24 protein-coding genes are annotated in these 24,610 nt (G+C 62.1%); 9 read left to right on the plus strand and 15 right to left on the minus strand.

From position 1 onward, the window contains the following. Positions 1–87: 87 nt before the first annotated feature. Entirely contained in the window at positions 88–2,589 is a 2,502-nt protein-coding gene (locus AC0L23_RS20665) for a GAF domain-containing sensor histidine kinase (RefSeq protein WP_085362388.1), read from the plus strand. Between the two features lie 6 nt (positions 2,590–2,595). On the opposite strand, the gene AC0L23_RS20670 is transcribed toward AC0L23_RS20665, so the two are convergent. Together AC0L23_RS20670 and AC0L23_RS20675 are read right to left on the minus strand one after the other, a co-directional pair. Beyond that, complete coding sequence (locus tag AC0L23_RS20670; RefSeq protein ID WP_085362387.1) at positions 2,596–4,176, minus strand: MDR family MFS transporter; 1,581 nt, start codon at positions 4,174–4,176, stop codon at positions 2,596–2,598. A 155-nt stretch (positions 4,177–4,331) separates the two neighbouring features. After that, entirely contained in the window at positions 4,332–4,847 is a 516-nt protein-coding gene (locus AC0L23_RS20675) for a YcgN family cysteine cluster protein (protein ID WP_026233606.1), read from the minus strand. A 295-nt stretch (positions 4,848–5,142) separates the two neighbouring features. Here AC0L23_RS20675 and AC0L23_RS20680 point away from each other — a divergent pair, with 295 nt between their 5' ends. The 4 genes from AC0L23_RS20680 to AC0L23_RS20695 all read left to right on the plus strand — a co-directional run bounded on the left by AC0L23_RS20680 (position 5,143) and on the right by AC0L23_RS20695 (position 9,200). After that, positions 5,143–7,431: a transglycosylase domain-containing protein gene (locus AC0L23_RS20680; RefSeq protein WP_085352296.1), complete on the plus strand. Its 2,289-nt coding sequence runs from the start codon at positions 5,143–5,145 to the stop codon at positions 7,429–7,431. An 8-nt stretch (positions 7,432–7,439) separates the two neighbouring features. After that, the gene (locus AC0L23_RS20685; RefSeq protein WP_007593444.1) at positions 7,440–8,018 is read left to right on the plus strand and encodes a DUF1214 domain-containing protein; all 579 of its coding nucleotides are present in this window, start codon (positions 7,440–7,442) and stop codon (positions 8,016–8,018) included. Next, positions 8,015–8,599: a DUF1254 domain-containing protein gene (locus tag AC0L23_RS20690; RefSeq protein ID WP_085362386.1), complete on the plus strand. Its 585-nt coding sequence runs from the start codon at positions 8,015–8,017 to the stop codon at positions 8,597–8,599. Before AC0L23_RS20685 ends, AC0L23_RS20690 begins: the two co-directional genes overlap by 4 nt. Before the next feature lie 424 nt (positions 8,600–9,023). Next, positions 9,024–9,200, plus strand: coding sequence for a hypothetical protein (locus AC0L23_RS20695; RefSeq protein ID WP_162847298.1), 177 nt, complete (start codon positions 9,024–9,026; stop codon positions 9,198–9,200). Between the two features lie 81 nt (positions 9,201–9,281). Here AC0L23_RS20695 and AC0L23_RS20700 read toward each other — a convergent pair whose 3' ends face one another. From AC0L23_RS20700 to AC0L23_RS20735, 8 genes are all read right to left on the minus strand, one after another. Next, a complete protein-coding gene (locus AC0L23_RS20700) occupies positions 9,282–10,184 on the minus strand; it encodes a universal stress protein (RefSeq protein WP_085362385.1) in 903 nt (300 codons plus the stop codon). A gap of 253 nt (positions 10,185–10,437) precedes the next feature. Beyond that, positions 10,438–10,566, minus strand: coding sequence for a hypothetical protein (locus AC0L23_RS20705; protein ID WP_018458533.1), 129 nt, complete (start codon positions 10,564–10,566; stop codon positions 10,438–10,440). Between the two features lie 408 nt (positions 10,567–10,974). After that, on the minus strand, positions 10,975–11,325 hold the full coding sequence (gene mnhG, locus AC0L23_RS20710) for a monovalent cation/H(+) antiporter subunit G (protein WP_018458532.1): 351 nt from the start codon (positions 11,323–11,325) through the stop codon (positions 10,975–10,977). Next, a complete protein-coding gene (locus AC0L23_RS20715) occupies positions 11,322–11,603 on the minus strand; it encodes a K+/H+ antiporter subunit F (RefSeq protein ID WP_018458531.1) in 282 nt (93 codons plus the stop codon). The genes mnhG and AC0L23_RS20715 overlap by 4 nt, the downstream gene beginning before the upstream one ends. Continuing rightward, a complete protein-coding gene (locus AC0L23_RS20720; RefSeq protein ID WP_085362384.1) occupies positions 11,600–12,088 on the minus strand; it encodes a Na+/H+ antiporter subunit E in 489 nt (162 codons plus the stop codon). Before AC0L23_RS20720 ends, AC0L23_RS20715 begins: the two co-directional genes overlap by 4 nt. Further along, positions 12,085–13,716: a monovalent cation/H+ antiporter subunit D gene (locus tag AC0L23_RS20725; protein ID WP_198957672.1), complete on the minus strand. Its 1,632-nt coding sequence runs from the start codon at positions 13,714–13,716 to the stop codon at positions 12,085–12,087. The genes AC0L23_RS20720 and AC0L23_RS20725 overlap by 4 nt, the downstream gene beginning before the upstream one ends. After that, positions 13,713–14,054 carry a Na+/H+ antiporter subunit C gene (locus AC0L23_RS20730; RefSeq protein WP_018458528.1) on the minus strand — a complete coding sequence of 114 codons (342 nt, stop codon included), beginning with the start codon at positions 14,052–14,054 and terminating at the stop codon, positions 13,713–13,715. The genes AC0L23_RS20725 and AC0L23_RS20730 overlap by 4 nt, the downstream gene beginning before the upstream one ends. Continuing rightward, a complete protein-coding gene (locus AC0L23_RS20735; RefSeq protein ID WP_085362383.1) occupies positions 14,054–16,975 on the minus strand; it encodes a monovalent cation/H+ antiporter subunit A in 2,922 nt (973 codons plus the stop codon). Before AC0L23_RS20735 ends, AC0L23_RS20730 begins: the two co-directional genes overlap by 1 nt. A gap of 797 nt (positions 16,976–17,772) precedes the next feature. Between AC0L23_RS20735 and AC0L23_RS20740 the strand changes: the two genes are divergently transcribed. The 3 genes from AC0L23_RS20740 to AC0L23_RS20750 all read left to right on the plus strand — a co-directional run bounded on the left by AC0L23_RS20740 (position 17,773) and on the right by AC0L23_RS20750 (position 19,542). Then, complete coding sequence (locus AC0L23_RS20740) at positions 17,773–18,264, plus strand: GreA/GreB family elongation factor (protein WP_085362382.1); 492 nt, start codon at positions 17,773–17,775, stop codon at positions 18,262–18,264. Between the two features lie 9 nt (positions 18,265–18,273). Continuing rightward, positions 18,274–18,687, plus strand: coding sequence for a nucleoside diphosphate kinase regulator (gene rnk, locus AC0L23_RS20745; RefSeq protein WP_143273371.1), 414 nt, complete (start codon positions 18,274–18,276; stop codon positions 18,685–18,687). Positions 18,688–19,347: 660 nt separating this feature from the next. Beyond that, positions 19,348–19,542 (plus strand): hypothetical protein, encoded by a 195-nt coding sequence (locus tag AC0L23_RS20750; protein WP_026233604.1) that lies wholly within the window; start codon positions 19,348–19,350, stop codon positions 19,540–19,542. 35 nt (positions 19,543–19,577) lie between these two features. Here the strand turns inward: AC0L23_RS20750 and AC0L23_RS20755 are convergent, their stop codons facing one another. The 3 genes from AC0L23_RS20755 to AC0L23_RS20765 form a co-directional block, all read right to left on the minus strand. After that, on the minus strand, positions 19,578–19,973 hold the full coding sequence (locus AC0L23_RS20755; RefSeq protein ID WP_085352290.1) for a response regulator: 396 nt from the start codon (positions 19,971–19,973) through the stop codon (positions 19,578–19,580). Positions 19,974–20,237: 264 nt separating this feature from the next. After that, a complete protein-coding gene (locus AC0L23_RS20760; protein ID WP_085352289.1) occupies positions 20,238–20,426 on the minus strand; it encodes a hypothetical protein in 189 nt (62 codons plus the stop codon). 235 nt (positions 20,427–20,661) lie between these two features. Beyond that, positions 20,662–22,623: a hybrid sensor histidine kinase/response regulator gene (locus AC0L23_RS20765; RefSeq protein ID WP_473357368.1), complete on the minus strand. Its 1,962-nt coding sequence runs from the start codon at positions 22,621–22,623 to the stop codon at positions 20,662–20,664. Positions 22,624–23,030: 407 nt separating this feature from the next. On the opposite strand from AC0L23_RS20765, the gene AC0L23_RS20770 reads away from it, so the two are divergent. Beyond that, positions 23,031–23,291 (plus strand): YjiS-like domain-containing protein, encoded by a 261-nt coding sequence (locus AC0L23_RS20770; RefSeq protein ID WP_085362380.1) that lies wholly within the window; start codon positions 23,031–23,033, stop codon positions 23,289–23,291. Positions 23,292–23,404: 113 nt separating this feature from the next. Here the strand turns inward: AC0L23_RS20770 and AC0L23_RS20775 are convergent, their stop codons facing one another. Both AC0L23_RS20775 and AC0L23_RS20780 read right to left on the minus strand, forming a co-directional pair. Further along, positions 23,405–23,905, minus strand: coding sequence for a GlcG/HbpS family heme-binding protein (locus AC0L23_RS20775; protein WP_026233603.1), 501 nt, complete (start codon positions 23,903–23,905; stop codon positions 23,405–23,407). Between the two features lie 29 nt (positions 23,906–23,934). After that, entirely contained in the window at positions 23,935–24,528 is a 594-nt protein-coding gene (locus tag AC0L23_RS20780; protein WP_039800453.1) for a hypothetical protein, read from the minus strand. Positions 24,529–24,610 lie beyond the last annotated feature (82 nt).

Here is a 24,610-nt window from a genome sequence, read left to right on the forward strand (position 1 = left end):
CGCTGTCGCGGAGGCTGGCTCCGGCCGCAGGAGATGTGATAATCCGCCTCGGTGCCGCGCTTGTCGCGGCATCAAGCCGGATTGCGAATGACCGCCCCTTCCAACGACATCGCGGAATTTAAACGCCTGTTGCAGGCGGCCACAGCCGAGAACGCGCAGCTTCGCAGCGAGCTCGCGATTGCGCGCGATCGTCAGAACGCCAGCGCCGGGATTCTGCGCACCATCGCGGCCTCTCCGTCCGATGCCCGGCCGGTCTTCGAGGCGATCGCGTCCAGCTCCCGGCGCTTGCTCGGCGGCTTCTCCGCCACCGTGCTTCAGTTCATCGAGGACGAGCTCCACCTCGTGGCGTTTACACCAACGAGCCCCGAGGCGGACGAAGGGCTCAAGGCGTCGTTCCCGCGCAAGATTGCCGACTTTCCGACCTTTGCGCTGGTGCGTGGCGGCGAGACGATCCAGTTTCCCGATAGCGAAGCCGCGGAGGTCCCGGAGCTGAATCGGAACCTTGCGCGGCTGCGCGGCTTCCGCAGCGTGCTGTTCATGCCCCTGATGAATCGGGCGACGCCAGTCGGCATGATCAGCGTCACGCGCGCCGAGCCCGGCGCGTTCGCAGCCGACCACGTCCAGCTGCTCCAGACCTTCGCCGATCAGGCAGTGATCGCGATCGAGAATGCGCGCCTGTTCAACGAAACACGCGAGACGCTGGAGCGTCAGACCGCCACCGCCGACATTCTGAAAGTGATGGCCGCCTCGCCATCCGACGTACAGCCGGTGTTCGACGCCATCGCGGCCAATGCCAACCGGCTGATCGGCGGCTTCTCCACCGCGGTGCTGCGCTACATTGGGGGCGCGGCGCACCTTGCGGCGTTCACGCCGACCGATCCGGCCGGCGATCGCGTGCTGCAGGCCTCGTTCCCGGTGCCATTCGCGCAGTTCCCGCCCTACCGGCTCGTGGCCAATGGTGTGGCGGCGCAATTGCCCGACACCGAAGTCGAACCCGCAGCCCGCGACATCGCGCGCGCCCGGGGCTACCGCAGCATGCTGTTCGCGCCCTTGATGAGCGACGGCGCGGCGATCGGCGTCATCATCGCCACGCGGCGCGCGACCGGCGCGTTCGGCGAGCATCACGTGCGGCTGTTGCAGACCTTCGCTGACCAGGCCGTGATTGCGATCAAGAATGTCAGCCTGTTCAACACCACGAGGGAAGCGCTGGAACGGCAGACCGCGACCGCCGACATCCTCAAGGTGATCGCGGCCTCGCCCGCGGATGTGACGCCGGTGTTCCAGGCGATCTCCGACAGCGCCAAGTCCCTGGTCGGCGGACATTCCTCCACCGTCACGCGCGTCATCGACGACCTGCTGCACCTGGCCGCCTTCAGCACCGACAACGAAGCCGGCAATGAAGAGCTGCTCAATTCGTTCCCGGTGCCGCTGTCGGCATCCGGCATTCACAGCCGGGTGGCAAGAAGCGGAGAGTTCGCATTCCGCAGCGACATGCAGACCGAGCCCGACCTCACGGACGCCATGAGAGAGCTGGCGCGGACGCGAGGCTATCGCAGCATCCTCGTGATCCCGATGCTACGCGACGGCGTCGCGATCGGCACCATCGGCGTGACGCGGCCGGAGGCCGGTCCTTTCCCGGACAAGGCGATCGCCCTGCTCAAGACCTTTGCAGACCAGGCCGTGATCGCCATCGAGAACTCGCGCCTGTTCAACGAGGTGCAGGACCGCACCCGGGACCTCGCCAAATCCCTCGACGATTTGCGCGCTGCCCAGGACCGGCTGGTCCAGACCGAGAAGCTGGCTTCGCTCGGCCAGCTCACCGCCGGCATCGCGCACGAGATCAAGAACCCGCTCAACTTCGTCAACAATTTTGCATCGCTCTCCGCCGAGCTGACGGACGAGCTGAACGAGGCGCTCGCGCCTGTCCCGCTTGCGGACGACGTCCGCAGCGAGGTCGACGAGCTGACCGGACTGTTGAAGGACAATCTCGCGAAAATCGTGCAGCATGGCAGGCGCGCCGACTCCATCGTCAAGAACATGCTGCTGCATTCCCGCGAGGGCGGCGGCGAGCATCGGCTGAGCGACATCAACGCGCTGGTCGAGGAGAGCCTCAACCTCGCCTATCACGGCGCCCGCGCCGAGAAGCCGCAGTTCGACGTGACGCTGAAGCGCGAGCTTGATCCGGCTGCCGGGCAAGCGGAAGTGTTTCCGCAGGAGATCACCCGGGTGCTGCTGAACCTGATCTCGAATGGCTTCCACGCGGTCGCCAAGCGCAAGTCGGATGACGGCGCCGCCGATTACGAGCCGGTGGTGATCGCCGCGACACGCGACCGGGGCGACAGCATCGAGATCCGCATCCGCGACAATGGCACCGGCATTCCGCACGAGGTGAAGGAAAAGATGTTCGATCCGTTCTTCACCACCAAGCCGGCCGGCGAAGGCACCGGCCTCGGATTGTCGATGAGCCACGATATCGTGGTGAAGCAGCACGGCGGCACAATCGACGTCGCGACGGAGCCCGGCGCGTTCACCGAGTTCACGATTCGATTGCCGCGAAGCAGCAGCTTTCCGGACGGACGCCGCGGCTAGCGGTTCTTATTCCGCCATCTCGACGGGTTGCGTCGTGGACGGACCGGCCAGCGGCCGCTCCTCCATCATGATCAGGCAGAGCGCGGCGCCAGCCATCAGCGCGGTGGCGGCGCCGAAGACGTAGCGGAACGCATGCCGCATGTCGTCCGCGGGAATCGCATTGACGGCGCCGTGATGCTCGCCGGCGAGCGGAACGTCGGCACCGAGTGCGATGAGCAGGATGGCCGCGAACGCCGCAACCGTGAACGAGGACATAAGCGAGCGGAAGAAGTTCAACGCGCCCGTGATGGTGCCGACCTGCGGACGGGCGACCGAATTCTGCACCGAGACGACGCAGACCGGAAAGGTGGTGCCGAGGCCAAGCGCAAACGCAGCCATCAGCGTCAGCAGCGCCCAGAGCGGCAACGTCGTCAACGTGAGGCCGAGGCTGCACAGCGCTGCCCAGGACGTTCCTACGATGGCGACCCGCTTGTAGTGCTTGGCCCGCGCCATGGTGCGACCGGCGATGGCCGCGCCGCAGGTCGAGACCGCCGCGAGCGGAATCAGCGCGAGGCCCGCTTCGCTGGCGCTGAGGTGATAGACCGCCTCGTAATAGAGCGGCAGCTGCACCGTGAGGCCCGTGATCGCACCGAGCGCGCAACCGCCGGCCGTCAGCCCGAACGGCACAACCGATCCTCCGAGCAGCGGCAGCGGCAGGAACGGCTCTTCCGCCCGGCGCGCGTGCCACACGAAGGTGACCGCGAGCGCTACAGCGCCGCCCACCATCGCAAGCACGGTGGGCGAGAGCCACGGGAAGCGCGTGCCCCCCCAGGTCAGCACCAGCATGAAGACGACGGCAGAGGCCATCAGCAGCACGCCGCCGAGCCAGTCGACCTTGCGCTTGCGGTGGAACACCGGAATCTTCTTCATCCTGGGCAGCAGCAACGCGATCGCCGCCGCCGCGAGCGGCACATTGATCCAGAAGATCATCGACCAGTGCAGATGCTCGGCGAACACGCCGCCGATGACCGGGCCGAGAATGCCGCCGACCATCCAGACGCTGGAGAAATAGGCTTGATACTGGCCGCGCTCGCGTGGGCTCACGACGTCGGAGATCACGGTCTGCACCACCGGCATGATGCCCCCGCCACCCAGTCCCTGGAGACCGCGTGCAAGAATCAGCATCGGCAGGTTCGGAGCGATCGCGCACAGCACCGAGCCCGCGACGAACAGGCTGAGCGAGATGATGATCATCACACGGCGCCCGTAGATGTCGCTGAGCGTGCCGAAAACCGGCGCGACCGCGGTCGAGGCGAGCAGATAGGCGGTGATGACCCAGGAGAGATTGGAGACGTCGTGGAACTGGCGTCCGATGGTCGGCAGCGCGGTGGCAACGATGGTCTGGTCCAGTGCGGCCAGGAACATCGTCAACATCAGGCTGATGACGATGGTGCGGACCTCGTCCTGCGACAGCGGCGCCGGCGGCGCGAGCGAAGGAGCGTCATCGACGCTCAGGACCTCGCTCGGAAGGCGCGACAATTCCTCGGCGATGTCGTCGGGCAATGTCTGGGTGTCGGCAGAACTGCTCTGCCGCTCGAACTTGTTCATCTCGACCGGAAGCCATGAGGCGGCGCAACACCGCGAAGGATTCGTTCTATGCAGTCAATGTAGACAGCAAAGTTCTTCTCAGGCAGGCACCGCGGCGCATGGGAGCATCCCACCCCACGGCCATCGCGAGGACGTGATCTACCTGGTGCGGCGGATCAGTCCTTCGGACGTCGCTTCAGGCGCGCCCGTTTTGGCAGCTGCGCCGGCCACTGCACGATGTGGTTCTCGAGCTCATCGTCCGGAATCTCGACCTCGCTGCCTTCGACCCGTCCGCGTACGGAGACGCCCGCGTCATGCACGGTGTCGGGATCGCCTGACACCAGGGGATGCCACCAATAGAGGTCGCGGCCTTCCGCAACAAGCTTGTAGCCGCAGCTCGGCGGCAGCCAGTTCAGGGTGCGGACATTGGCCGGGGTCAGGCGGACGCAGTCCGGAACCTTGTCGGAACGATTCGCGTAGTCCTTGCAGCCGCAGGTCACCCCATCGAGCAGCTTGCAGCCGACATGCGTGAAATAGATGTCGCCGGTGCCATCTTCCTCGAGCTTGTTCAGGCAGCAGCGGCCGCAGCCGTCGCACAGGCTCTCCCATTCGGGCCCCGACATTTCTTCCAACGTCTTGGTTTTCCAGAAGAATCCTTCCTGGCCTGAAGGTCGTTTGGGAGCTGCGGTCATGCGCCTCAACAAAAGTTCGAAAGAGCTACGGCTGGTGCCATCTAGGGCGTGCGGCCATGCGGCTGCAAGCAACGCCCGCGTGAGGCCCGTAATGAACCGGGGTCAATTAGGCCTGTTGTTCAAAATCGCAAGCGTGACCATTGGTTTATAGGCCCTGCTCGGCTAGAAGGAACAGCAAGTCCCCACCGTCGCTGGCCGGGCGCCTTGGGTTTGCCGCAACACTCCCGCAAGACGTCTCGATGCCGCCCCCGGCCGGGTGCTTGAACGCTTTCGAACCAAGCCGCAAGGGTTCTAGGTGCGCCAGATCATACCACCGCATTGGAAGGCCCGGATCCGGAATTTCTTCCTGGACCTCGATGCGCGCATCGACTCCTCGCTGTTCTCCTCGGCCAAGGGCATCCGCGAGCTCTACGAGCGCTACTCGACCTTCATGGACCGCTTCTATGTCGGGCGTTGGAAGCGCTGGGTGTTCATCGAGCCGCTGTCGGAGGCCGCGACCCTCGGCCTCGGCGGCCTGGTGGTGATGCTGACCCTCGCCATTCCCGCCTTCCGCGAGACCGCGGACGAGGACTGGCTGAAGAAGTCCGACCTCGCGGTGACCTTCCTCGACCGCTACGGCAACCCGATCGGCAGCCGCGGCATCAAGCACAACGATTCGATCCCGTTGGAAGATTTTCCGGACGTGCTGATCAAGGCGACGCTCGCGACCGAGGACCGCCGCTTCTACGAGCATTTCGGCATCGACATCGCCGGCACCGCGCGCGCGCTCGTCACCAACGCCCAGGCCGGCGGCGTCCGCCAAGGCGGCTCTTCGATCACCCAGCAGCTCGCCAAGAACCTGTTCCTGAGCAACGAGCGCACCATCGAGCGCAAGGTCAACGAAGCCTTCCTCGCGGTCTGGCTGGAATGGCGCCTGACCAAGAACGAGATCCTCAAACTGTATCTCGACCGCGCCTATATGGGCGGCGGCACCTTCGGCGTCGACGGCGCCGCGCATTTCTACTTCAACAAGTCGGCACGTGACGTGACGCTCGCCGAAGCCGCGATGCTCGCCGGCCTGTTCAAGGCGCCAACCAAATACGCGCCCCACATCAACCTGCCCGCCGCCCGCGCCCGCGCCAATGTCGTTCTCGACAATCTCGTCGACGCCGGCTTCATGACCGAGGGCCAGGTGTTCGGCGCCCGCCGCAACCCCGCCTTCGCGGTCGACCGCCGCTACGAGGCGTCGCCGAATTATTATCTCGACTACGCCTTCGACGAGATGCGCAAGCTGGTCGACACCTTCCCGAAATCCTACACTGAGCGCGTCTTCGTGGTCCGGCTCGCGATCGACACCAACGTGCAGAAGGCGGCCGAAGACGCGGTCGAGAACCAGCTGCGCCAGTTCGGCCGCGACTATCACGCGACGCAGGCCGCGACCGTCGTCTCCGATCTCGACGGCGGCATCCGCGCCATGGTCGGCGGCCGCGACTACGGCGCCAGCCAGTTCAACCGCGCCACCGACGCCTACCGCCAGCCGGGCTCGTCGTTCAAGCCTTACGTCTACACCACCGCGCTCCTCAACGGCTTCACGCCGAATTCGATCGTGGTCGACGGCCCGGTCTGCATCGGCAATTGGTGCCCGCAGAACTATGGTCATTCCTATTCCGGCGCGGTGACACTGACGCAGGCGATCACGCGCTCGATCAACGTTGTACCCGTCAAGCTGTCGATCGCGATCGGCCAGAAGGAGCAGCCGAAGGCGCCGAACCCGGCCAAGATCGGCCGCGCCAAGATCGTCGAGGTCGCGCGCCGCTTCGGCCTCAAGGCACCGCTGCCCGACACGCCGTCGCTGCCGATCGGCTCGGACGAAGTCACCGTGCTCGAGCACGCGGTGGCATATGCGACCTTCCCCAACCGCGGCAAGGCAGTGACGCCGCATTCCGTGCTGGAAGTGCGCACCGGCGCGGGCGATCCGGTCTGGCGCTGGGACCGCGACGGGCCGAAGCCGCGCCAGGCGATTCCCGCCTCCGTAGCCGCCGACATGGCTGGCATGATGAGCCACGTCGTCAGCGAAGGCACCGCGCGCCGCGCAGCGCTCGACGGCATTCCGACTGCGGGCAAGACCGGCACCACCAATGCCTATCGCGACGCCTGGTTCGTCGGCTACACCGGCAATTTCACCTGCGCGGTCTGGTACGGCAATGACGACTATTCGCCGACTAACCGCATGACCGGCGGCTCGCTGCCGGCGCAGACCTGGCACGACATCATGCTCGCGGCGCATCAGGGCGTCGAGGTCCGGGAGATCGCCGGTATCGGCATGGGCCAGAAGCTGCCGCCCGAGCGGATCACCAACGCACAGGCCAATGCGGCGCCGAAGGTGCTGGAGACCAAGCCCGGTCCGCCGCCCGTATTGACCAAGCGCGGCGCCGACGTTTTGGTGCGCGTCGAGAAGCTGCTGGATGACGCGGCCAGGACCGCGGCCAAAGCGGCCGCCACCGACCCCAAGCAAGCCAAACCGGCATCGTCCACGAGCGCGCTCGCCTTCCCGCAGAACTATGCGGAAGAGAATGCGAACGCATCCGCCCCGCGCAAGAACTGACCGAACAAGTGCGGCTGATCCTGATCACATTGACGGCCCTTCTGCTCGCAACCGTGGTGGGCGTCGGCGCGACCTGGATGACGACGACGCGCGGCACCGAGATCGGCGCGCTGACCATCGGCCCCTGGACCGCGCGTCCGCGCACCGGCACCGCCGACGTCGATCCCTATTCGCGCGCCACCATCGTGCGCAACGGCGAGCTGCCTATCGGCACCGGCGACGGCGTCGCCTTCACCGCCACCGCCGACGACAAGAAGAAGGTGCTCGACGGCCGCTGCGACGTCGTGGTCTCCGGCGTGACACCGCCGGCACGGTTCTGGACGCTGACGCTTTATGACCGCAAGGGTCATCTCGTTCCCAATTCGCTGCAGCGCTACGGCTTCACCAGCCAGGAGATCGTGCGGCAGTCCGACGGCTCGTTCGAGATCCGCATCGCCTCGCGCTCGCGCGCCGGCAACTGGCTGCCGACCGGCGGCATCGAACGCTACGCGCTGATGCTGCGGCTCTACGACACCCCGGTCGGCGTTGCCACGCGCACCCAGCGCGACGCGCCGATGCCCACGATCACGACGGCGGGCTGCTCATGATCCGGCTGTTGTTCACCATCGTTGCCGGCGTGGTGCTGGGCCTCGTGGTCCATCTCGTCAGCGTGCTGGCGTTGCCGCGGATCGCGACCCAGGACGCCTATTCGCGGCTGACGCCGATGACCAAGCTCAACGCGGTCACGCAGCTTCCGCTCGCGGATCCGCAGACCTCGCCGATGCCGTTCATGGACCCGGCCTTTGCGCTCGCGATCTGCCGCTACGATCTGTCGAACGGGCCGATCAAGCTGACGGTCCCCGTCAGCCAAGCCTATACCTCGGTGTCGTTCTACACTCGCAACGAGATCGCCTACTACGCCATCAACGACCGCTCGGCGGGCAAGAAGGTGATCGAGCTCGACCTGATGACCGAGCCGCAGCACAACGAGCTGCCCGAGGACGAAGAGGTCACCGCCGCCGACCGCCTGATCATCGATTCCCCCAGCACCACCGGCCTGATCGTGCTGAAGGCGCTCGCCCCCGAGCCCGGCCTGATGCCGCAGGCGCAGGCTTCGCTTGCGACCGCGAGCTGTGGACCGCAGACCGAGCCGCCGGCCAAGGCGGAAGCACCGCGCGGACGGCGCTGAGGCGCGGCTTCGGCGGCGCAAAAACAAAAAAATCGAAAAACAACCCCATGCACAGTAGCGGGGGCATTGAAATCATTAGCCATTTTTGTTGCACAACTAGGCGTTTGCCGAACCGATACATCCCTGCCCGTCGTGCTGTTCAGCTTTGACACGTCGGGCAAAACACTGGCAGAATGGCAGCATCGAAAGTTCACCCGCGCGGAGCAATCCGGCGCGGGTTTTTTCATGCCGGAGCGCAGGTGCCATGATCGAGAAACACTATTGTCCCCCGTGCAGGCGGGACTAGCGACGCTGATGTCCCGAGCACCGGGCTGTTACTTCAAGATCCTTGCTGATTCCAAATCCTCAATTCCGCTCGGTTTGGCGTCAACTGTTCCCGGTCACGGACGGCCGGTCACCAAGTGCTAAACGCGGAGATTGAGCAATGCCAAAGCATGACGAAACATCGAAGCAGCGGGAGAAGCGGGAACTCGACGAGGAATTGGACCGGCAATTGCAGCAAACCTTTCCGGCCAGCGATCCGCTGAAGATCACGCGGGGCTCAACTAAACCACAAGCAGCAAAGCCGGCTGCGCACGACGGCGAACGACGGCGCCGCTAGTCTATCGATCAGCCGACAGAGCGGGAGCCGTGGTCTCGCGGAAAGAAGGGTTCGCCGGCGAGCGATGAGCCGCGGTACGCGTCACGCCTTCGGGTCGGTGCCGATCAGCGGATTTGACATTGTGCGTTCAGAGCCGGCGGGAGGAACAACGAGAACGTCCACACTCAACGAACGCAGGACTTCTTCCGTTACGCTCCCGATCAACGCCCGAACCAATCCAGATCGCCCGTGCGTCCCCATCACCAGCATGTCAGGCTGCCTCTCCGAAACCGCACGGGTGATGACCTGCATGGGCCCGCCCTCGCCGACCTGGAGAGACCATCGTTGCGTGCCGAGCTTGTTCGCCACCAGAAACTTCGTCAGCTCCTCCGTTGCCTTCAGACGCTCGCTATCGACATATCCGCTGATGACGGCCGCGCTCGCACCGGATCGGACCAATCGCGCTTTCGTCATCGGCGAGAAGGCGTGAAGGATCGTTGTTGCGCCCTCTGTCAAGAGTCCGGTGGACAGCCCCACGCGGATTGCATCGGCGGATGTATCCGACATATCGACCGGCACCAGAGCGCGTTCATAGCGCCGCTGCGCCTCGTTGTTCACCATCAGAACCGGATACCTTCCTCCGCGAATTACACGCTCGATTGTGGTGCCTGTGAAGATGTCGCGCAGAAACTGCTTACGATGGGCTCCCATTACAACGAGATCCGCGTCGGCTGCTGCAGCCGCTCGCAATATCCCGTCAAAGGGATGGCCCTTGACCACGATCGGGTAGCACTGAACGTTTTGCAGCTCCGGCATGGATGCGATCTGCTCAACCAGCACCCGCTGTGCCTCACGCTCTTCGATGCGGATCAGCTCGGCTGGCTGATCCTCGTCGACGACATGAACAAGGTGCAGAGTTGCATCAGGGGAGCGCGCCAGGAGGCCGGCCTGCCGCAAAGCGCGATTGGACCGCGTCGAGAAATCTGTCGCAGCGACGATATTCATGTCAGAATCCTTACAATTGCGAACGGCCGCCGGCCCGATGGCCTGCCAAGCTCGACCAGCGCGGCAATTCGGTTGCCTTGCGGAGGGCCTATGACGCTGTTGCGTGCCAGCTTCGTTCGTCCGGTTTGGCCTGGACCGACGATCTGGAGCCGAGAAGCAACCAAGCATCGCGCCCCGCGAACATGCGGCGCACGATATCTTTCTCGCTCATAAGCAACTGTTGTACGCGGTGACGGAGGTGAACCTCCCAACGTCACCTTTTAGGATCGTGAGGAATTGGCGCTCGGCGGCGAGCGAATGCCTCGCGGAAGCCATCGGGATCTGAAATCCAGATGAACATGACCCATGAGGTCAGGACGAGCAGCGCGAAGAACACCGACATGAGAAACTCCCGGCTTTGGTTGCAGAAATGTTGAGGTACCATCCCGGACGATCTGAATCGTCCGGGTTACCGGCGGATCTGCAGCTGGGTCCTATAAATCCGGCGTCGTAGCGTTGTAGTCATCACTGCCTCTGTTTGCGGTGCGGCTCGCTTGCCAGCGGCATGTGCATTGCTCGCTCTGCCGGGCACCGAGCTTCCAGCCCTCGCGAACGCGGCATGGACTGAGTTCGGGGCTGATTGCCTCCGATCAGGCGGCCAACATGCAAAGACTTCGGCGAACTCGCCTACTACTCAGCGTCATGCATCATGTACTTAGAGGTGGGCATGCGATGCAGGAAATCAAATGCGACATTTAGCCTGGATTGACCGACTGGCCGGTCAAGGAACCAAAAAATCGCGCGTCTCGCGCTAATTGCCCTCTGGTCCGCGAACTTGCGCACTCTTTTCGGCGGTATCGCGAAATCGCGCTGCGCCCACCAATACGGTCAGCGCAATAGGCGTGGTTACCACGCCAAGCCCGATGATCAGGATTTCGTGCAGCACGGGCCTGCTCTGAAGTACCGAAAAGCAAACGATTGAAGCAGCTGCAATGAATACGGTGCCCAGCGTTGTCCCGAGCGTCGGCGCGTGGACCCGCTCGTAGAATGTGCCGAACCGCAAAAGGCCCAGCGAACCGACCAGTGTGGCGGCGGCGCCGACAAGAAGGAGAAATGCCGTGAGAGCAGCAGCCCAGGGCGGCAGGTGTTCGATGCCGTTCATTCCATCACCTCGCCGCGCAGCAGAAACTTCGCTAGCGCAACCGTACCAACAAAACCGAAGAGGGCCATGGCCAGAGCCGCCTCGAAATAGAGCGTTTCGCCGGATCGAATCCCGAACGTCAGAAGCAATAACATCGCGTTCACGGACAGCGTGTCGAAACCCAGAACGCGATCCTGTGCTCGCGGCCCCCGAAAGATGCGAGCCGCGCCACAGCCGATAGCCAACACCAGAAGTACCTGTGCGGCGACAAGCGCGTAGATCAGCAAGAGCTGGCTCATTCGAATATCTCCAGCAGATGGCGTTCGTAGCGCTGCTTGATCGTGCGGATCCACTCGGCTTCATCGACCAGGTCGAGAACATGGATCATCAACAAGCCCTTCTGTGCATCGAAATTCACCCACAGCGTTCCGGGCGTCGAGGTGATGATGCAAGCCAACATGGCCAGTCCGTAGGGATTGCGCATGTCGAGCGGAATGTTCACGAACCCGGATTTTCGCTGCCGGCGCCCAAAGCCGAGAATGATCCGGCCAACCGCCAAGTTAGAGCGGATGATATCAATCGCTACCCATCCCAACAGGCGAAGAAGGACGCCGGGTCGCCTGACGTGTGTGCTTGGCAGCTCCAGCACGGTGAGGATCTGCCCGCCGACGAGCGCGATCACACAACCGAGGAGGACATGTCCGACCGTGACTGCTTGATTGAGCAGCAGCCACAATGCGAGAAGACAGAAGCTCACCCGCGGAAAGGGTAGGAATCGCGTCATTCGCCACCCGCCTTTCGGCTGCCTTGGACCCTGATCTCCAGGACGTCGCTGACGTAGCCCGCCGGCGCGTGCAGCGATTGCGCCGTTGCCTGCATGAAACGCATCACCGGACCGGCGAGCACTGTCTGGGTGGCGCAAATGATCAACAGGAACATGATGGGCGCCATTTCGATCAGGCGCACACGCGGCACGGTGCGATCTGGCGAGGCCCAGAAGGAGCGGATACCTGCTCGGGTCAGCGCGACCAACGCCGCAAAACTGGATATGAGGAGCGCCAACAGGAGCGCCCATCCACTGCCGGGAACGGCACCACCCGGATGCATGTCTGAAGGTTGAAGCGCCGCCGTAAGCAGCGCGAATTTGGCTATGAACCCCGACAGCGGCGGAAGCCCGGCGATGACCAGTGCGCATCCGATAAAGGCGACGCCGAGCAATCCCATCGTGCCCACAATGGCCATGCCGACTTCCTCTTCGGTATCGTCCGCACCGTCGTCTTCTCCGTAAGCTTCTCGCGTGACGGCGATCACGTCAGCTCCCGGTTCGCGGCCGCGCTCGATGAGTTCGGCCAGAAGGAAGAACGCGCTGATGCCGAGAGTCGAGCTGACCAGGTAAAACAGTGCTCCACCGGTGACACTGACTTGCCCGGTCCCCGTGGCTGCCAGCACGGTTCCGGAGGATACGAGCACCGAAAAGCCGCCGAGACGGGCGGTCTCCTGGGATGCCAATGTGCCGATTGCTCCGAAGGCGATCGTCGCCACCCCGCCCCACAACAGCCAGTCACTGCCGAAGCCCGCTGACGCGCCGCTGCCCTCACCGAAAAGCAGCAGCGATAGACGCAGGATGATATATACGCCGACCTTGGTCATGATCGCAAAGATCGACGCCACCGGTGGACTCGCGGCTGCGTAGGCCGTCGGTAGCCAGAAACACAGAGGCCACATGCCGGCCTTGAGCAGGAAGGCCACGGCCAGCATGCCGGCGCCTGCTTCGAGCAAACCGCGGCTCTCCGCAGCGATTGCAGGTATCCGCGCCGAGAGGTCCGCCATATTGAGCGTCCCGGTGACGCCATAGATCAGGCTGACCCCGATCAGGAACAATAGAGACGCGACCAGATTCACGACGATGTAGTGCAACCCAGCCTTCACCCGTGCGAGACCGGACCCATGCAGCAGAAGTCCGTACGAAGCGGCCAGCAATAACTCGAAGAAGACAAACAGATTGAAGAGATCGCCGGTCAGGAAGGCACCATTGAGGCCCATCAACAGAAACTGAAAGAGCGGATGGAAATGCGCGCCTGTCCGGTGCCAACGGGCAAGAGAGAACACGAGCGACGCCAGCGCCAGGATGCTGGTCAGGAGCAGCATGAGCGCGGAGAGCCGATCGAGAACGAGGACAATTCCGAACGGAGCAGGCCAATCGCCCAGGCGATAGACTTCCCTGATTTCGGGATGACCCGAATCAGACATTCCGAGCAAGATCACCGCGACACAAACAAGTGCAACCGTTGTGGCGACGTTGACCGCAGCCACGATGTTGCGGTGCCGCTCTCCATTCAAGAGCAGCATGCCTGCGCCGGCAAGCAGGGGCAGGACGATGGGCGCAACAACCAGATTTGCAATTCCGCTCACGCCTCGGGCTCCTGACCATCGACGTGATCGGTGCGCGCCAGGCCGCGCGACGCGAGGAGAACGACAAGGAACAACGCGGTCGTCGCAAAACTGATGACGATTGCAGTCAGTACGAGCGCCTGTGGTAGCGGGTCAGCATGTTTCGTTGCATCCCCGATCTCCTTTGCGATCAGCACCGGCGCTCCCGTCCGCACCCGTCCCATGGCCACAATGAAGAGATTGACCGCGTAAGAGAGCAACGAAAGCCCGATGATGACTTGAAACGTGCGCGGCCTGAGGATCAGCCACACTCCGGACGCCGTAAGCGCACCTATGCCGATGGCCAGGCTAAGCTCCATTACACCAACTCCTCTTTCGCTCGCTCATCGTGCGCGCGTTGCCCCGCCTGGAGCGGCACGCCATAGCGACGCAGCGATTGATGCGCGATTGCGATGAGCATCAGAACCGTGGCGCCGACGACGAGCGAGAACACACCGATATCGAAAAGAAGAGCGCTGGCCGTGGGGACGCGACCGAGCAGAGGCAGTTCGGCATATGCAAAGTACGAGGTCAGGAAGGGGTGTCCGAAAACGCAGGCGGCAGCTCCCGCACACCCTGCCAGCAAGAGGCCGAAACCCATCCAACGCACCGGCATGACGTGAAGACGAGCTTCCACCCACACCGTGCCGCGAGCCATATACTGCAGGATGAACGCTGTTGCCATTGCGATGCCGGCGACGAAGCCCCCGCCCGGAAGGTCGTGCCCGCGCAAGAGAAGGAAAATGGCCACGACGCCGATCACGGGAAACAGCAGGCCCATCATCAATGCCGCGGTAGCAAGCGTGTCCTTGGCAGTGTCGCCCTTCTGTCGATCGGGATGAGCCTCGTCGTGGGCATCCTGGACATGCTGCTGTTCGGGAACGGGAATGCTTTCGGGGGCCGGACGGAAACGGCGCAAAAGCGCGAAGACGGTCAGTGCGACGACCGCAAGCACGGTGATCTCGCCGAGCGTATCGAATCCGCGAAAATCCACCAGGATGACGTTCACCACGTTGGTTCCGCCCCCCTTCGTGTAGGCGTTTTCCACGAAGTATCGCGAAATGCTGTGATTGTCCGGGAGCTGCATGGCCGCCAGCGCAAGGGTGGCCAAACCGAGCCCGGCGAGGAGCGCGATGGAGAAGTCGCGAACGCGGTGCCAGCGAATGCTGTCGGGCGCCTCGGCCGGGCCTGGTCGCGCAATGCGTTTCGGCAACCACCGCAAGCCGAGCAACAGGAGAACCGTCGTAACCGTCTCAACGACGATCTGCGTCAGCGCGACATCGGGAGCGGATAACCAGACGAAGCTGACGCAGGTGACGAGACCCGCGGTCCCGAGCAGTATCAGCGCCACCACCCGATGAAATTTGGCCTGGACCGCGGCCCCCACCGCGCAGCCAACGCCCACCACCCAGAGTAGTCCAAAGACGAGGTCGAATTCCCTCCCTGACGGTCCCGTCAGCGAAAGGCCGCTGGCGTAGAGGGGCAGCAGGGCAGCGACGAACGCCACGCCAGCCAACAGTCTCAATTGTGGTTGGAGACGCCTCGTGCCGAGATTGGTGGCGAGCCATCGTGCAAGCCGCCAGGACAATGTCACCAACACCCAGTCAAAGATCCGCTTGCCATTGATGCGACCGAGCAAGGGCGGTCCCTCATGCGCGAGCAGGTAGGAGCGCAGCATGACGTAGACGCCCAACCCACCGGCCATCGCTACGATGCTCATCAGAAGTTCAGGCGTAATTCCGTGCCAGAGACGAAGGCTGTACTCCGGCATCGCGGAGCCGAGAACCGCCCGAGCAGCCGTATCGAGGATCGGCGCCACTGTGAGAGCCGGCGCGACACCGACGATGAGGCATGCCAGCACGAGCAGTTCGGCCGGAAGTCGCATCAACAGGGGCGGCTCATGTGGAACGCGTGGCAAGCCGGTTGGAGCCGGGCCGAAGAACACGTCGCGAATGAAGCGCAGCGAATAGGCAACCGTGAACGTGCTGGCGAGAGTGACGATGTACGGCAGCGCCTGATCGACGAGGGAATTGTCATGGACCTCGATCGTCTCGGCAAAAAACATTTCCTTCGACAGAAAACCATTCAGCAGCGGCACTCCCGCCATTGCCGCGGCAGCCACCATGGCCAGCGTCGCCGTAATCGGCATGAAGGCCCACAGCCCGCTAAGGCGGCGGATGTCGCGCGTGCCGGTTTCGTGATCGATGATGCCGGCCGCCATGAACAGCGATGCCTTAAAGGTCGCGTGGTTCATGATATGGAAAATCGCCGCGATCTGTCCGAATGGGGTATCGAGTCCGGTCAAAAGCGTGATCAGTCCGAGATGGCTGATCGTCGAGTAGGCCAATAGCCCCTTCAGATCCTGCTGGAACACGGCGAGAAAGGCGCCCAGAAAAAACGTGATCAGGCCGATCGAGCCCACCAGCCACAGCCATTCATTCGTTCCACCCATTGCCGGCCAGAGCCGCACTAGAAGGAACACTCCGGCCTTCACCATTGTTGCCGAATGGAGATAAGCTGAAACGGGAGTTGGAGCGGCCATCGCGTGCGGCAGCCAGAAATGAAACGGGAACTGGGCGCTTTTTGTGAGAGCGCCGAGAAGGATTAGAACGAGTGCGGGGACATAAAGCGCGTGCGAACGGATCGCGTTTCCGGAAGCCAGCACCTGCTCCAGGTCATAGCTGCCGACGATGTGCCCGATGAGCAGCACGCCGGCGAAGAGGCAAAGCCCACCCGTCGACGTGATCACCAGCGCCATCCGCGCGCCGTCTCTCGCCGCCGCGTTGTGGTGCCAGTAACTGATCAGCAGGAATGAAAAGAGACTGGTCAGCTCCCAGAAAAAAACCAGTTGGAGCAGGTTGCCGGAGAGCACGATTCCCAGCATTGCTCCCATGAAGGCGAGCAGCAGGGAGAAGAACCGCGGAACGGGATCACTGGGTGACATGTAGTACCGGGCATACAGCACCACCAGAAAACCGATGCCGGTGATCAGCATGGCGAAGGCCCATGCGAACCCGTCAAGCCTCAGCACAAATGCGAGTCCAAGTTCAGCGACCCAGTCCGTTCGCCACCCGACAACGCCGCCATTCGTCACGTTCGGATAAGCCGCACCGATGAGGCAAAAAGCTGTAAGTGCGACCGCTCCAGCGAGCCATGCCTCAGCGTTGCGTGCATTGACCCGCAAGAGCGCCGCAATAAAGCTTCCTGCGAAAGGAAGGACGAGAACGGCAAGCAGGAACATTTGCGTTCATTGCCCCAGGCTGCGAGGTGGAGAGATGCTTTCGCTGATCCTCAATTGCTTAGCCGAGGCGGATCGATATCTCCACTGCTAGATTTTAGCGCCATTGTGATGGTTTGGCCGGAAACCGCCATTCCGGCGGACACTGGCTCCGCGATTGAGCGGTTCAGATCCAGTGTGGAAGGGTGCCAGTCGCGGCGGCAACGACGGCGGCGAGAGCGCCCAGCAACGCACAGAATCCGCAGAGCGCGATCCCCCGCCAGCCACTCATCTCGACCGGCTCGGTGTCCTCAGCTGGGCTGACCTCGGAGCGGTATCGCATGTCATGGCGCCCGTTCAGTGTTCCATCGCCAGGTGCAAGCGATCGATGCCGACTATAATAATGGTTCTGTAGAACTACGGCTCACATTCACGTCAAACCGCCGCCCGGGGCCTACCGGTGCGACAAGAGCGATCGCCTGCAGCAACGTCAGCCTGTCCATCCCACGCGGTGTAATCTTCGACGCACGTTCTTGCGCAGCTGGGTAGACCCGCGTGCTTGTTCGATGTCTCACTTCAATGACGCTCCTTGTCTCCTCTCGATATTTCGCGTGCACAGGTGCTGTGCGGTTTCGTCGCAATGTTTCCAGGGAAATGAACCACTATAGTCAGAGCATCATGGCTTATGTCATCGACATTGATGCGCGCACCGCGCGTTTTGCTCTTCACGCCGGCCGCCTCCAAGCAGGCGGTTAGCCGGGCGGTGTTCGCGCCGTCCGGGCTCTTTTCCAGCTTTCGTGACCTCCACTCGAGAGGTCGTCTTGAAGCAGAAGGAGTGCGCCGTGCTGCCTCTTCCAAAAATTGCACTGACCTCATCAGACTATCCGCGGCTCGAACAGCTCGCCCGGCTCGCCGTCCAAAAAGGAGATTTGGACGGGATATTCCTCATGGGCGAAATCAACCGCGCCGATATCGTCGCGGACGAAACGGACAACGTCCGTCCTTTCGTGACGATCGGATCATGGGTCACCCATTGCACGAATTGGGGCGCTCCGCGTCGCACCGTGCAACTGGTCTGGCCTGAGGAGTGCTGGTCGGATCCCGCCTGCATTTCGGTGTTGACCCCGCTGGGTACAGCTTTGATCGGACTGCGGCTCGGCGATCAGATGCCGTACTTCGTCGCCGGATGTCTGAATGTCGTCAGGGTCCAAAGCCTGACCCCATCGGATTCAAAGGTCGTCCCATTCTTCCGGAGAGGGCCGACGCGGTCAGGCAACCCATTCGATGACGACCCCGGACCAACTGCAGCATAGGAGCGACCAATGCGCAATTTCGAAGCTGAGAGCCGGCGAGAACAGCCGGCGTTGCCGCCGATCAAGATTACTGAGGACGAATCACGGCGCCTCAGTTCCTTGGCCAATTCGAGCATGGATCTGTTTCCGCGAGTGGCCCATTTTCTGGCTCGAGAGATGGAACGTGCCACGGTGACGGACGAGAACAACTTGCGAGGCGTGATCAGGATGGGATCGAAAGTGACCTATCGCGATGACGAGACGGGTGCGAGCCGAGAGATCGTGCTGGTCTATCCGCATGAGGCAAACATCGAGCTCAGTCGGATCTCGGTCCTGACGCCTGTTGGAGCGGCCTTGATCGGCCTATCGCCGGGACAGCGGATCGACTTCGAGACGCCCCACAAGCGCACCAGGGGCCTGACCGTTCTCGCTGTGTCCGAATAAGGCGCGTACGTTAAGTCAGACCGAGCATCGCCGTCTTGCGATGTGGGCGCGTAGTCCCGAGGACGTCGCGCCCGGATCTGGCCCTTCGTATGAATTCGACAGCGCACACGCCTTGGTTTCGTAGCGCTGTGGATCACCGCGCCTCTCACTATTGCAGGACTGGTCGCCCAACGACTCTGCGCGGCTTCGATCCATCATAGTGAGTTTGCAACGCGGTGTGCCCCCCCCCAGAGGACCGGGGCTCAGGGGTCGTAAAAGTCGTTCACGAGGACGTCTCAAGTCGCGGCCGTGCGGTTGATCTACACACTCGCTCTTTGGAAAAGGACAGGAACATTCCTGCGATTGCCAAGTTTTCCCGATGCCCTTCCCCAAGGGCGACCCCGAGTGGCCCCAGCTCCATGCCCCCCAATAGCCCCGCGAGCTGGGGCCCGTTTTTTTTCGAAATTTGGGCTGATAACGGGAACCAAGAACCACTTCTTTGGTTGGGCATCATTCGCAACCGCACCTCAAATAACGTGGTGCCGACACACGAAGGACCTCAGCTGGCCCAGCCCCGAGCTGAAGCCCTTCTTGTGTCGTGCGCGCATTTTTAAGCCGAATTCGGAACGAATATTCGACCCTTGAATCATTCCACGTCAGCTAAGTGTCGGATGTCCAACCGTGTCGCGCTTAAATCAGTTCGCCCGTGAGGCCGCAGCGGCATTGCTGCGCATGGCAAAAACAACAAAAAATCCCACGGTCGCTGCTGGCTTGGTCCAGCGTGCGGCAGACCTGAAAGACCGCACTGGCGAGCTTCCTGCCATTGATGTCGAGGCCATGGCCGAAGAGCCGCCCAAGCCCTTGACGAAGAACTAAGCTGCCTCGGTCGGAGAAGGCTTCGTCCACTCCCCTCAGGACTGAGCGGGCGGAGTTCCGGTATTCAGAAGTTGAGCTACGGCGGTCACGATTTGCGCAGGTGCAAATGGCTTGGTCAGCAAGATGCTGTTGGGCACGCCGTGGGCGGGCCATTGATCGGCCGCCGCGCCTGTCATGTAAATCACAGAGATGTCCGGATTTAGCTCCCTGGCGCGATGGCCGACTTGCCAGCCATCGAGCTTTCCGAACAAATTTATATCGGTAACGAGTGCGCGATACTTGGTTTGGTTGCCCTGCAGAAGACTAACTGCATCCTCCCCGCTGACGGCGACTTCGGCTTCAAAGCCGCCATCTGACAATGCGTCGGCCACCATGTCGCGGATAAGCTGTTCGTCTTCGACGACGAGGATAGTAACTCCCGTCCCTTGCATGCTGGCCCCCTGCGCACCCCGCTGTGCGATCGGGAAGGAACTCGCGATAAAGAGTTATGTTCCATTTTGAACACAGGGAGCAAGGGTCCCCCGCCCAACGGATGTCAGCTCGACTTCAGGAGTGCAGCTTCTTGCGCAACTTCCCGATCAATTCGCGAAAGCCCGCGACATACTCTTGGAGGATGCGCCACCGGGCCTCGTCGCCCTCGCTGACCAGCCGCACGGCCGCAGGCGGCCCTGATCCAGATCGATCTTTTAACTCTCTCAGGGCTGCGGCGGGTCTTCTGGCGGGCTTGGTGGCGGCAGTCCGTATTCCAAGGCGCGCTTTGCCGCCAGCTTTCTGTAAGCCGCCGCCTGGTTCAACAGCTGAGTTTTGAAGGTCGAATCCTGCTCGCCCGCCGCCAATTTCTCCAGACTGACGGCACGCTCCAGGTATTCGTTCAACAGTTTCATCGCCGCCCCCGGCTTTTTTCAGACCCTTAAAAATCTCACGGCGCGAAAAAAGGTCAAGCGGGGAAGTCCGGCTACCGATCCACTCCCTCAGGATGAGCGCAGTATGGGAATCCTGGTGCCCGTTGAGGCACCAGGCAGTCAGGGAAGGGATAACGGCTAAGGCCCAGAGAACGGACGGTGCTACGGTGGCCGCCGCCGGCCAGCGGTCAGGATAGTACCGCTGGTCAGACCCTGGTCATTCAAACTGATCCAGAATCTCTCGCACCTTCAGCGCCAGTTTTGCTTGCGAGATTGGCTTCTCCAGCAGGTTGACACCTTCATCAAGCCTTCCCTGATGGACCACGGCATTACGCGAATAGCCCGTCATGTACAGGATCTTCAGTCCCGGTCTAATTTGATGCGCGCGCCTGCCGAGCTCGCGACCATTGATCCCCGGCATGACCACGTCAGTGAGAAGAAGGTCCACCTTCGAATCGTCTTGCAGGAGAATGGTCAGAGCGGCCTGAGCGCTGCGGGCCGAGAGGACGCGATAGTTGAGATCCCGCAGGACGTCAGAAATATAGACGCGCAGATCCTCATCGTCCTCGACGACGAGAACGGTCTCGGATAGCTCACCCTCGGCAATTTCCTCAGGTGCGATTTCTTCGGGCCGTGTGCTTCCGGAGAAGCGCGGAAAGTACATCTTGATGGTGGTGCCCTGCCCCACCTCGCTGTAGATTTTTGCGTGGCCTCCGGATTGCTTGACGAAGCCGTAGACCTGGCTCAGGCCAAGGCCGGTGCCGTGGCCCGGCTCCTTTGTCGTAAAGAAGGGCTCAAAAGCGTGACTGAGAACGTCCCGCGACATTCCGCCTCCGGTGTCAGTCACGCAAATGGCGACGTACTGACCGGGCGCCAGTTCAGGATTGAGCCGGCAGTAATCATCGTCGGCGGAGATGTTGGCTGCTTCCAAAGTCAGCTTTCCGCCGTCGGGCATGGCGTCACGAGCGTTGATTGCCAGGTTGACGATGGCTGACTCCAGATGATTGGCGTCGGCTTCGATTTCCCAAAGACCCGCACTTCCGACGGTCTGGACTTCGATGCGCTCTCCGAGCGTGCGCTGAAGGAATTCCTGCAGGCCATTGACGTAGTTGTTTACGTTGATTGGCTTGGGATCGAGCGCTTGTCGGCGCGAAAATGCCAACAAGCGACTGGTTAACGCCGCGGCTCTCTGTGCGCCGCGCTTCGCGTTTGCGAGCGCCCGGTTCAGATTGGCTCCGGGCGCCTTGGCGTGCCGCTCAGCTGTTTCGAGATTGCCAAGGACGATCATGAGCAGATTGTTGAAGTCGTGCGCGATGCCACCGCTGAGTTGCCCCACCGCTTCCAGCTTTTGGGATGCGGCGAGTTGCTCCTGAACGTACTTGAGCTCGTCCTCGGCGCGCTTCCGGTCCGTAACGTCGCGCGTGACTTTGGCGAACCCGACAATGTTTCCGGCCTCGTCCGTGATGCGATCGATGATGACGGATGCCCAGAAGCGGGAGCCGTCTTTTCGCAGGCGCCAGCCTTCCGCCTCGAAGCGACCATGCTCCGCCGCCTCTGAAAGCGCACGCTTGGGCACACCGAGTTCGATGTCTTCGGGCGTGTAAAAAGCGCTAAAATGCTGACCGATGATCTCCGGCGGCGCGTAGCCCTTGATCCGCTCTGCTCCGGGATTCCAGGTTGTCACGTTGCCCAGTGGGTCGAGCTGAAAGATCGCGTAATCGACCACGGACTCGATTAGCTGGCGATAGCGCCGCTCACTATTGAGAAGCTCTTCATGGGCTTCCTGACGTTCGGTAACATCTCGCGTGACCTTGGCGAAGCCGATCACTTCGCCGGCTTGATTGCGGACGGCATCGATGATGACCGATGCCCAGAAACGGCTTCCGTCCTTGCGGACTCTCCATCCTTCGGCACTGAAGCGGCCTTCTCGTGCTGCGACGCTCAAGGCGCGCTCTGGAAGCCCATTGGCGCGATCATCTGGCGTATAGAAGGATGCGAACGACTTGCCGATGATTTCGTCGGGCGAGTAGCCCTTCAACCGCTGGGCACCGGAGTTCCAGCTGCGGACTGTGCCGTCGAGGTCGATCATGTAGATGGCGTAATCAACGATTGCGTCAATGAGCAGTTGAAGGCGCGCAGTATCGTCGATCCCGTCAAGTTTTGACTGATGGGCTTGCAAATGGTCGACTCCGGTGTCGGGGGAAACCGTTTAACCGTTAAGTCTTTTTATTGTTCCGTGGTGCTGCTTCGTGCGTTGCATGCCTCTGTCGGGATCTGGATCTCAGTTGTACCAGTGAGGGAGCGAGGATCTCAACCATCAGGCGGCGCTCCGATCAGTGCTCCTCGGTCGGATACACTCATTTGCAGGGTGTGATGCTCCGCGTTGCGGTCAGCTTGATCCAGGGACGGGCGGCGCCGAACGTCCCTTTCGGCATGACCGGCACTCCAGCGACGCCTCCAGCTTCCATATCAGCGGATCGCTTGTGCGGCAGAGACGAGCATGATAGAAAAAGCCATCGGGTCAAACACAACCGCCCGACCAGCTTTCGAGCCAAGCGTTGTTTCGCTCCATTATGGAGGTGAAACATGTCTTGCGACAGCACCACTGGCTCAATCGGCACATCCAGCGCAGCCTTCGTTCCTTCTCCAAGCCCTGCATGGTTCTGGAAACTCACGCTCGCGCTGCTGGACGGCATCACACGGCGCTGCCAATACGACGAGCTTCTCGAACTGGATGACCGGCTTCTCGCGGACATCGGCTTGTCGAGAACAATCGTTGGGGAAGCTCGACGGTGTTACTTCTCAGGTTGGCGCGACAAATCGGATATTGTCGATTTCTGTCGGTGAGCGCCCCACACCTGCGCGTGCGAAGGCGGCGCGTCTGCTTGTCCCTGTGGATCAGACGGCCGCCAGGCTCGTGAAAGGCCGAAGGACTTTTTGACCGCGATCTTGACGTCTTCTCAGAAGTCCAGCTTGTCGCGTATGGCATCAATTCCGGCTTTCGCGCACGCTTCGTCCGCGTCACCGCCCGGCGCGCCGGACACGCCGACCGCTCCGACCAGGGAGCCGCCGGCTTCAACGATCAGTCCTCCGGCAATGACGACCGCTCCGGGAAGGTTGCGAATGCCCGCCTGCATCATCCCCGGCTGGCTGATCGCATTGAGCTCGGTCGTGCTGGTCTTGAACGAGGCTGCTGTCCACGCCTTGCCTGCTGCCGTCGAGGGCGTGTGAGGGCCTGCAAAGCGATCGCGCAACATCACTTGCGTGACGCCGAAGCGATCGACGACGGCAACTGCAACCTGGTATCCACGGGTGCGGCAGTTCGCCAACGCAGCGCGCGCAAGATCGAGCGCCAGTTCTGGACCGAGCGATTTGTAGGCGACCAGACCTTCCTCCGCCCGTACTGGGCAGATGGACGCAATCAGCAGGGCCGTCGCGACCGACAGGCATCGAACGTTCATGGCAATCTCCGGCATAGGTGACCAAAGGCCTATTTGCTCTCACCATATGTCAGATCATCGAACAGGGTCACGCTATCTGCCTTGGTCCACAGGCCGATCATGCCCGCGTCCGGAATGGTGGCGTCTTCCACCTCGAACAATTGCTTTCCGTCATAGCTCACCTTGAACCGACTTCCTGCAAAGTCGCAGCGCAGCAGGTGCCATTGCCCGGACGACACCGGCGCGCTGACGCCATAGCCGCCTCTGCGACCCACGATCTCGAGCGACATTCGAACGCCATTGATCGTCTTGTAGAGAACGACATTGTCCTCCAGCGCGTTAGCCCGGACCACGTAGTAATTGTCGGCATCCTTCGCACGCCAAATGACTCCCGCGGCGCGATCCTCGGAGCCGGCAACGGCCTTGAATTTCACCTCGACGAAGCCGTCACGGATGGACGTATCGCGCTTGATGGCGAGGGGAAACGTCGCCCGTCCGGATTGCTTGAGAACGTTCGGCTTGCTTGGCGCCGTAGCCTCGGCCTCGACGGTCCATTTCGGCTGTCCCTTGCCGGTCATCGTCAAAGTCCACCCGTCGGGCGAAGTTCCGACAGCAGCGCTGTCGAAATTCAGGGTCTCGGCCATGGCATTTCCTTGTATGGAGCTTTTTTTGTCAAGGAGTTCCCCAGGGCTGCAAACCTTTTGTCCTTCGTCAGTTTCTTTGTTC

Source organism: Bradyrhizobium sp. MI1.4, from assembly GCF_055811315.1.